General features: G+C 72.0%; 5 protein-coding genes. 3 read left to right on the forward strand and 2 right to left on the reverse strand.

All coding sequences use genetic code 11. The features are described from left to right. Positions 1-189: 189 nt before the first annotated feature. Together cysC and cysD are read right to left on the reverse strand one after the other, a co-directional pair. On the reverse strand, positions 190-2,106 hold the full coding sequence (cysC, locus tag LUTJ29_RS17500) for an adenylyl-sulfate kinase (RefSeq protein ID WP_043741407.1): 1,917 nt from the start codon (positions 2,104-2,106) through the stop codon (positions 190-192). A gap of 91 nt (positions 2,107-2,197) precedes the next feature. Further along, positions 2,198-3,112: a sulfate adenylyltransferase subunit CysD gene (gene cysD, locus LUTJ29_RS0113325; protein WP_027072948.1), complete on the reverse strand. Its 915-nt coding sequence runs from the start codon at positions 3,110-3,112 to the stop codon at positions 2,198-2,200. A gap of 151 nt (positions 3,113-3,263) precedes the next feature. Here cysD and LUTJ29_RS0113330 point away from each other — a divergent pair, with 151 nt between their 5' ends. From LUTJ29_RS0113330 to LUTJ29_RS0113340, 3 genes are all read left to right on the forward strand, one after another. Beyond that, positions 3,264-5,105, forward strand: a complete 1,842-nt coding sequence (locus LUTJ29_RS0113330; protein ID WP_027072949.1) for an assimilatory sulfite reductase (NADPH) flavoprotein subunit — start codon at positions 3,264-3,266, stop codon at positions 5,103-5,105. 132 nt (positions 5,106-5,237) lie between these two features. Continuing rightward, positions 5,238-6,959, forward strand: coding sequence for an assimilatory sulfite reductase (NADPH) hemoprotein subunit (gene cysI / locus LUTJ29_RS17505; protein ID WP_051323012.1), 1,722 nt, complete (start codon positions 5,238-5,240; stop codon positions 6,957-6,959). Beyond that, positions 6,956-7,696 (forward strand): phosphoadenylyl-sulfate reductase, encoded by a 741-nt coding sequence (locus tag LUTJ29_RS0113340; RefSeq protein ID WP_027072950.1) that lies wholly within the window; start codon positions 6,956-6,958, stop codon positions 7,694-7,696. The genes cysI and LUTJ29_RS0113340 overlap by 4 nt, the downstream gene beginning before the upstream one ends. Positions 7,697-8,026: the final 330 nt, after the last annotated feature.

Below are 8,026 nucleotides of genomic sequence, written 5' to 3' on the forward strand. Positions count from 1 at the left end.
CGGGTCGCGCGGGTCGCGCGGGTCGCGCGGGTCGCGGCTGAAGCCGCTCCCACACGGGAGCGGGGAAATGCGAGGCCTGTAGGAGCGGCTTCAGCCGCGACCGCACGACGGGTCGACCCTGGCCGCGACAGTCCCGCGCGTCCGGCCACGACCGCCCATCGGCGGCACGCCGGACGCCCAGGGCGCGGCTCAATCGAGCAGGCGCGCGATCACCTGTTCGGCCAGCACGGCCGGATCGGCGGCGGTGGTGTCGAGCACCAGTTCCGGCGACTCCGGCGGCTCGTAGGGCGAGTCGATGCCGGTGAAGTTCGGCAGCTCGCCACGGCGCGCCTTGGCGTAAAGGCCCTTCACGTCGCGCCGCTCGGCCTCCTCCAGCGGGGTGTTGACGTACACCTCGATGAAATCGCCCTCGTCGAACAGCGCGCGCGCCGCGCGACGCTCCGCGCGGAACGGCGAGATGAAGCTCACCAGCACGATCAGGCCGGCGTCGGTCATCAGCTTCGCCACTTCCGACACCCGGCGCAGGTTCTCCACCCGGTCCTCGTCGGTGAAGCCGAGGTCGCGGTTGAGGCCGTGGCGGACGTTGTCGCCGTCGAGCAGGTAGGTGTGCAGGCCGCGCGCCAGCAGTCCGCGCTCGACCAGGTTGGCGATCGTGGACTTGCCCGCCCCCGACAGGCCGGTGAACCACACGCAGCGCGGGTGCTGCCCCTTGAGAGCGGCGCGCGCCTTGCGGTCCACGTCCAGCGCCTGCCAGTGGATGTTGTCGGCGCGGCGCAGGCCGTGGCGGATCATGCCGGCGCCGACGGTCGCGCGCGAGATCGGATCGACGAGGATGAAGCCGCCCAGCGCCGCGCTCTCGGCATAGGGCGCGAACGCGACCGGGCTGTCGAGCGACAGCACGAGCTCGCCGATCTCGTTGAACTCCAGGCGCTTGGCGGCCAGAGGCTGCAGGCTCTCGGGGTCGTGGCGATACTTGAGCTCGCTCACGCGCGCGCCCACGGTGCGCGGGCCGAGCTTGACCTGGTAGCGGCGGCCGGGCAGCAGCGGCGCCTCGTCGAACCAGAGCACGTCGGCCTGGACCTGGTCGCTGTGGGCGAGCGGCGCGTCCGGCGTGGCGAGCACGTGGCCACGGCCGACATCCACGTCGTCGGCCAGCCGCACCGTCACCGCCTGGCCGGCAGCGGCCTGGGGGCGCGGGGTGCCGGCCACGCACAGTGCGGCCACCTGGCTCGCGACGCCGGACGGTTCGACGCGGACCGCGTCCCCCGCGTGGAGCACGCCCGACACCAGGGTGCCCGCCAGCCAGCGCGCGCCATCGGCGTCGCGCAGCACCGACTGCACCGGCAGCCGCATCGGCCCGGCGGCCTCGTCGCGCCGCACCGGCACCGACTCCAGGTGCTCGAGCACGCTCGGGCCTTCGTACCAGGGCATCGCCGGCGAACGCGTGGTCACGTTGTCGCCGACCGCCGCGGCGACCGGCACCGCCACCACGTCCGGGATGCCCAGCCGGCCGGCGTGCTCGCCGAAGCGCGAGGCGATGCCGTCGAACACGGCCCGGTCGTAACCCACGCGGTCCATCTTGTTCACCGCCAGCAGCACGTGGCGCACGCCGAACAGCGACAGGATCGCGGCGTGGCGGAACGTCTGCGGGAGCAGGCCACGCGTGGCGTCGACCAGCACCACGGCCAGGTCGGCCACCGAGGCGCCGGTGGCCATGTTGCGGGTGTACTGCACGTGGCCCGGGCAGTCGGCGATCAGGAAGCGGCGGCGCCGGGTCTCCAGGTGGCGCCAGGCGACGTCGATGGTGATGCCCTGCTCGCGCTCGGCGTCGAGGCCGTCGAGCAGCAGCGCGTAGTCGATCTCCCCGCCGCGGGTGCCGTGGGCGGCGCTGGCGCGTTCCAGCGCGGCGCGCTCGTCGTCGGGCACGCGCCCGGCCTCGTACAGCAGGCGCCCGATCAGGGTGCTCTTGCCGTCGTCCACGCTGCCGCAGGCGATCATGCGCACGAAGTCCGAGCCCGGATCGCGCCCGCCCTTCAGCGCGCGCCGGGGCGCATCGCCGGCGGCGTCGCCGGTCGGGCGGTAGAGGTCGCTGGCCACGCTGCTCATCCTGTCATCTCCCACCGCGCAAGGCCACCACGGACGCATCGGCGGCGCATCCGGGCCCCGGGCACGCCGGGGCCCCGCGCCACGCCACCGTTCAGAAATAGCCTTCGCGCTTCTTCTTTTCCATCGAGTCGCCGTCGGCGTGGTCGATCAGCCGGCCGGCGCGTTCGGACAGTGCGCTGGACTCCATCTCGGCGATGATCGCGTCCAGGTCCGCGGCATCGGACTCGACCGCGCCGGTCAGCGGGTAGCAGCCCAGGGTGCGGAAGCGCACCCGGCGACGTTCGACCTTCTCGCCTTCGCGCAGCACGAAGCGATCGTCGTCGACCATGATCCATGTGCCGTCGCGCCACACCACCGGGCGTTGCGCGGCGAAGTACAGCGGCACCACCTCGATGTTCTCGCGGCGCACGTAGCGCCACACGTCCAGCTCGGTCCAGTTCGACAGCGGGAACACGCGCACGCTCTCGCCTTCGCCGACGCGGGCGTTGTACAGGTTCCACAACTCGGGCCGCTGCCGGCGCGGATCCCAGCGGTGCTTCGCGTCGCGGAACGAGAACACCCGCTCCTTGGCCCGCGACTTCTCCTCGTCGCGGCGCGCGCCGCCGATCGCGGCGTCGTAACCGCCCGCCTCCAGCGCCTGCTTGAGCGCCTGGGTCTTCATCACCTCGGTGTGCACGCTGGCGCCATGGGTGAAGGGGCCGACGCCGTCGCGCAGGCCGTCGGGATTCACGTGCACGCGCAGCTCGACGCCGGTGTCGGCCGCGCGCCGGTCGCGGAACTCGATCATCTCGCGGAACTTCCACGTGGTATCCACGTGCAGCAGCGGGATCGGCGGCAGCGCGGGGGCGAAAGCCTTGAGCAGCAGGTGCAGCAGCACCGAGCTGTCCTTGCCGATCGAGTACAGCAGCACCGGGCGCCGGCACTCGGCCGCGACCTCGCGCAGGATGTGCAGGCTCTCGGCTTCGAGCCGGTCGAGGTCGGCGTGGGCCGGATCGGGGGCGGGCATGGGCTTCATGGCTGGCGGCGATTGTAGCCACCGCCCCTCCCCGCCCCGTAAATCACCGCAGGGCATGTCTGCATAACCGACCCTCCTTTCCGACGGCCCCCGTGCGCACCTTAGCCTTGCCCGGTACCCGTCAAGCAAGGATCGCCGGAGGATGTCCGCACCTGCAGCCCTGCCCGCGCTGCCCTTTCCGCAGGAAACGGCCGATGCCCTGGTGCGCCTGACCCAGGGGCTCGACGCAGCGGGACTGTGGTGGCTGTCGGGCTACGCCGCGGGCCTGGCCAGCCGCGCCGGCGGCGTGGCCGCGGCAGGCGCCGCGCCGCGCGCCGATGCGGCCGCCGGGCCCGGCCAGCGCCTGACGATCCTCTACGGCAGCCAGACCGGCAACGCCCGCCGCGCCGCCGAGGCCCTGTTCGAACGGGTCCAGGCCGCGGGCCTGCCCGCCCGGCTGGTGCGCGCGGACGCCTACCCGACCCGCGAGCTGGCCGGCGAACGCCTGCTCTACATCGTGATCAGCACCCAGGGCGAAGGCGACCCGCCGGACGACTCGATCGGCTTCGTCGAGTTCCTCAACGGCCGCCGCGCGCCCAGGCTGGCGGAGCTGCGCTACGCGGTGCTGGGGCTGGGCGACACCAGCTACGCCGACTTCTGCGGCATCGCCACCCGGATCGACGCCCGCCTGGCCGAACTTGGCGCGCAGCGCGTCGCCGAAGTGGCCAGGGCCGACCTCGACATCGACACCGTCGCCGATCCGTGGCGCGAGACCGCCCTGGCCAAGGCCAGCGAACTGCTCAAGACCTCCGCCGCGCCGGCCGGGCACCTGGCCACCGTCACCCCGCTGCGCCCGGCCGCGAGCTGGTCGCACGAGCGTCCGTTCCCGGCCGAGGTCCTGGAGAACCAGTCGCTCAGCGGGCGCGAGTTCCGCGGCACCGGCTTCCGCCGCTACGGCGAGGTGACCAAGGACGTACGCCACATCGAGCTGTCGCTCGACGGCTCCGGCCTGGCCTACGAACCCGGCGACGCGCTCGGGATCCGCCATCGCAATCCCGAGCCGCTGGTGGCCCAGGTGCTGGAGGCGACGCGCCTCGACGGCGATGCCGTGGCCACCGTGGGCGGCGACAGCCTGCCGCTGGCCGAGTGGCTCGCCACGCGGCGCGAACTGACCCGGCTCTCGCGTCCGTTCCTGGCGACGCTGGCCGAACGCAGCGGCAGCGCCGAGCTGTCCGGCCTGCTGGCACCGGGCAACGCCGCGTTCGCCGCGCTGCTCGCCGAGTACCAGCTCATCGACGCCCTGCGCCGCTGGCCGGCCGAGTGGACCGCCGACGAGCTGCTTGCCGCGCTGCGGCCGCAGGCGCAGCGGCTGTACTCGATCGCCTCCAGCCGCAAGCGCGTGGGCGACGAGGCGCACCTGACCGTCGACGTCCTGCGCTACGAGGCGCACGGCCACGGCCACGTCGGCGCCGCGAGCGCCTTCCTCGCCGGCCTGGGCGAAGGCGACCAGGTGCCGGTCTACGTCGAGCCGAACGAGCGCTTCCGCGTGCCCGCCGACGCCTCGCGCGACATCATCATGGTCGGCCCCGGCACCGGCGTGGCGCCGTTCCGCGGCTTCGTGCAGGAGCGCGCGGAAACCGGCGCCGGCGGCCGCAACTGGCTGTTCTTCGGCGCGCAGCACTTCAACACCGGCTTCCTGTACCAGGTCGAGTGGCAGGAAGCGCTGCGCAAGGGCGAACTGCACCGCCTGGACCTCGCCTTCTCGCGCGACCAGGCCGGGAAGGTCTACGTCCAGCACCGCCTGCGCGAGCGCGGGCGCGAGGTCTACGACTGGCTGCAGTCGGGCGCGCACCTCTACGTCTGCGGCGCCATCGCCATGGGCAAGGACGTGCACGCGGCGCTGCTGGAGATCGTGGCCGCGCACAACGGCGGCGATGCCGAGGCCGCCGCCGAGTACCTCTCCTCCCTGCAGTCGGAGGGCCGCTATGCGCGCGATGTGTACTGATCAGCCCCGCCTCCCCCGCTCGCGGGGGAAGGTGCCCGACGGCTGGAACGGGGCCACCACCCCCGCCTCGCTCCCATCCCTGCCCTCCCGCGCGAGCGGACGGGGGCGCTCGAAGATCGACGCCTGACCGCCATGAGCCACCCTTCCGTCGAAGACATCAAGACCGGCAGCCGCGGCCTGCGCGGCACGCTGGTCGAAGGCCTGGCCGACCCGGTCACCGGCTCGCTGTCGTTCGAGGACCAGCGGCTGGTCAAGTTCCACGGCAGCTACCAGCAGGACGACCGCGACCTGCGCGACGAGCGCCGCCGGCAGAAGCTCGAGCCTGCGCACCAGTTCATGATCCGGATCCGCGCCCCCGGCGGCGTGTTCACGCCGGAGCAGTGGCTCAAGCTCGACGCCATCGCCACCACCTGGGCGAACCATTCGCTGCGGGTCACCACCCGGCAGACGTTCCAGTTCCACGGCGTGGTCAAGCGCGACCTCAAGGCCACGATGCAGGCGATCAATGCCGCTGCGCTCGACACCATCTCGGCCTGCGGCGACGTCAACCGCAACGTGCTCGCGGCCAGCAACCCGGGGCTCTCGCGCCTGCACGCCGAGGCCCACCTGTGGGCGAGGCGCCTGTCCGAAGCCTTCCTGCCCAGGACCCGCGCCTACTACGAGATCTGGCTGGACCACGAAAAGCTGGCCGACAGCGGCGAGGAAGAGGAGCCGCTGTACGGCAAGGCCTACCTGCCGCGCAAGTTCAAGATGGCCGTCGCGGTGCCGCCGCAGAACGACGTGGACGTGTTCGCCAACGACTTCGGCCTGGTCGCGATCGCCGACGACGACGGGGCGCTGGCGGGCTTCAACGTCCTCATCGGCGGCGGCATGGGCGCTACCCACGGCGACCCGGCCACCTACCCGCGCCTGGCCAGCGTCATCGGCTTCGTACCGCCGGAGCGCGTGCTGAAGATCGCGGAAGCGGCGATCGTCGTGCAGCGCGACCTGGGCGACCGGGTCGAGCGCAAGCATGCGCGCTTCAAGTACACCATCGACGACCACGGCCTGGACGCGATCGTGGCGCGGATGGAGGCGCACGCCGGGTTCGGGCTGGAGCCGGCGCGCCCGTTCCGGTTCGAGCGCAATGGCGACACCTTCGGCTGGAGCGAGGGCGAGGACGGGCGCTGGCACCTGGCCCTGTCATTGCCGGCCGGCCGCATCGCCGACCTGCCGGGCGGCTTCCTGCTGACCGGCCTGCGCGAGATCGCGCGCATCCACCGCGGCGAGTTCCGCCTGACCGCGAACCAGAACCTCATCATCGCCGGCGTGCCCGCGTCCGAGCGCGCGCGGATCGACGCGATCGTCGCCCAGCATCGCGTGGACGTGGCCGGCCGCGCGCCGACCGCCCTGGCGCGCCACGCCGTGGCCTGCGTGGCGCTTCCGACCTGCGCCCTGGCCATGGCCGAGGCCGAACGCTACCTGCCCGACTTCACCGCGAAGCTGCAGCCGCTGCTGGACAAGCACGGCCTGGCCGAGGCGCCGATCCTGCTGCGCATCTCCGGCTGCCCGAACGGCTGCTCGCGGCCGTACCTGGGCGAGATCGCACTCGTGGGCAAGGCGCCGGGCCGCTACAACCTGATGCTCGGCGCCGACCACCGCGGCCAGCGCCTGAACACCCTGTACCGCGAGAACATCACCGAGCCGCAGATCCTCGCCGAGCTCGAGCCGCTGTTCGAACGCTATGCGGCCGACCGCCAGCCCGGCGAAGGCTTCGGCGACTTCCTCGTGCGCACCGGCGTCGTCGACATCCCGGCGAAGGACCGCCGTGCCGCGATCACGATCGAAAGCACCCTGGTCGAGGAACCCGCATGACACTCCCCACCCCCGAAGCCGCGCTCGAATCGGCCCAGGCGCGCGCGGAGATCAACGACTGGCTGGCCGCCCGCAGCGCGGAGGAGCGCGTGGCGTGGGCGCTCGAACACCTGCCCGGCGAACACATCCTGTCCTCCAGCTTCGGCGCCCAGGCCGCCGTGTCGCTGCACCTGGCCACCGCCCAGCGCCCGGACATCCCGGTGGTCGTGATCGACACCGGCTACCTGTTCCCCGAGACCTACCGCTTCATCGACGAACTCACCGACCGCCTCTCGCTCAACCTGAAGGTGTACCGGCCGCAGATCGGCATCGCCTGGATGGAGGCGCGCATGGGGCGGATCTGGGAAGACGGCGTCGAAGGCCTCGAGCGCTACAACCGCCTGCGCAAGGTCGAACCGATGCAGCGCGCCCTGGCCGAGCTGGGCGTGGGCACCTGGATCGCCGGCCTGCGCCGCAGCCAGAGCCGCACCCGCGCCAACATCCAGTTCCTGGAGCGCAAGGACGACCGCTGGAAGCTGCACCCGATCGCCGACTGGACCGACCGCGACGTCGGCCAGTACCTGTCCCGCCACGGGCTGCCCTACCACCCCCTGTGGGAGAAGGGCTATGTCTCCATCGGCGACGTCCACACGACCCGCCCCCTGACCGCCGACATCACCGAGGAGCAGACCCGCTTCTTCGGCCTGAAGCGCGAGTGCGGGCTGCATTTCGAGGAGGAGGCGTTGTCGGGGCTTTGAGTCTCCCTTCCTCCGACTACGTGGTGATGACCTGAGTATGGAACTTGTAGCCAATCAGGCAGTGAGTCCGGGGTGAATGGTATCGGGTTCCGACCAGTTCCGGCGAACGGTCGCCGGGGGTTTGTAGCCATGGGCGCTGTGCGGCCGCTGCCCGAGAGCGATCACGACAGCGTCGGGACCAGCCACTTCCAGAATTCACATGCGTTTCCGGAAAGAAAGCGGGCTCAATTCTTGCTGCTGGAACCAGCGTCGTCGCGAATCCGCCAACTGATCCACACGGTGCCACGGGCATCTGGGCTCTGAAGCTTCCGATTGCCTGCCGGCCGCACG

This window comes from Luteimonas sp. J29 (genome assembly GCF_000472505.1).
In the GTDB taxonomy this organism is placed as follows: domain Bacteria; phylum Pseudomonadota; class Gammaproteobacteria; order Xanthomonadales; family Xanthomonadaceae; genus Luteimonas.